Origin of the sequence: Stenotrophomonas sp. HMWF003, assembly GCF_003061285.1 — a bacterium.
In the GTDB taxonomy this organism is placed as follows: Bacteria; Pseudomonadota; Gammaproteobacteria; order Xanthomonadales; family Xanthomonadaceae; genus Stenotrophomonas; species Stenotrophomonas maltophilia_AP.
In genome coordinates this window covers 1-1,223 of the sequence record NZ_QAIW01000359.1, presented here as the reverse complement: position 1 = coordinate 1,223, position 1,223 = coordinate 1, and the positions used below count along the sequence as shown (strand labels likewise).

Sequence of the window (1,223 nt, the reverse complement as noted above, 5' to 3'; positions counted from 1 at the left end):
GATCACCTGCGCCGGCACGTCGCGGCTGGGCACCCGTTCGAAATCCGTGCCGGTCCAGCGTGCCAGACCCGCCTGCGTGCCGACCCACAGGCTGCCGTCACGGGTGGTGGCCAGGTGGGTCACCGACGCGGCCGGAAGGCTGCGCGGGTTGCCGCGCTCGGGCATGAAGCGGGTCACCTTGCCGTCACGGTCCAGCCGGTGCAGGCCTCCTTCGTAAGTGCCGAACCAGACGGTGCCATCGGCGGTGGAGGTGATCGACCAGATCGTGTTGCTGCCGATCTGAGGATGGCTGGCACGGTCGAAGAAGCGCAACTCACGGCGATCGGCCGACATCATCGCCAGGCCGGCATTCTCGGTGCCGATCCACAGCTGGTTGCGCGCATCCACGTGCACGCTCCAGACGTGGTTGTCGCGCAGGCCGTCCTCGGCGCGCCAGACGCGGTAGTTGCGTCCGTCGTAGCGGGCCAGCCCGTCGTTGGTGGCGATCCACAGGTAGCCATAGCCATCTTCGGCCATGCGGTTGACCGTGTTGGACGGCAACCCGTCGAACACCGTCAGCTGGCGTGGCGTTGGTGGCACGGGCTGGGCCTGGCCGACGGTCGGCCACAGCCATGCGATCCCGATCAGGAGCAGCCAACGCAATGACACCACTGGTGGATCTCCCCCATCGTCCATGGATGCATCCCAGGGGCTATGGGCGCGCGGTGCTGCCGGCGCGCCGATCCCGGGCCTGTCCGCATGGTAAACGGTTCGCTACGCGGCGACGATCCGCCCAGGCCGCCGCGCGGCGCGCACCGCCGCCAGCAGCTGCTCGCCGCCGGCCGGCTTGTGCAGCCAGCCTGCCGCACCCGCCGCCGCCGACCGTTCTGCAAGGTCGGGGTCGCGGCGCGCCGTGAGGACCACCACCGGCACCGGGCAGCCCTGTGCGCCCAGCATGTCCAGCAGCTGCCACCCGTCCACGCCGGGCAGGTCCAGGTCCAGCAGCACCACGTCGAACCGTGCCACCGCCAGCTCGCCCAACGCGGCCAGTGTGTGCGGCGCGGTGACCACCTGTGCGCCGCCGGCCGCCAGCAGGCCGGCGTGCACATCGGCCACCAGCGGTTCGTCTTCCACCAGCAGCACGCGCTCGCCGTGGCACACCCCCGCGCTGTCCATGGCCGCGCCGGAAGGTGCCGGCGCGCAGGTGGGGCATGCCCCGCCCGTGGCCATCGGCAGGCTCAGCA

Annotated in this window: 2 protein-coding genes; both read right to left on the bottom strand. The window is 71.4% G+C overall.

Translation table 11 applies throughout. The annotated features are described in order from the left end of the window. The coding region (locus tag DBR34_RS23265; RefSeq protein ID WP_308812553.1) for a two-component regulator propeller domain-containing protein at positions 1 to 651 on the bottom strand (651 nt) is incomplete at its 3' end. Positions 652 to 753: 102 nt separating this feature from the next. Beyond that, the coding region (locus tag DBR34_RS14650) for a response regulator (RefSeq protein WP_146186855.1) at positions 754 to 1,223 on the bottom strand (470 nt) is incomplete at its 5' end.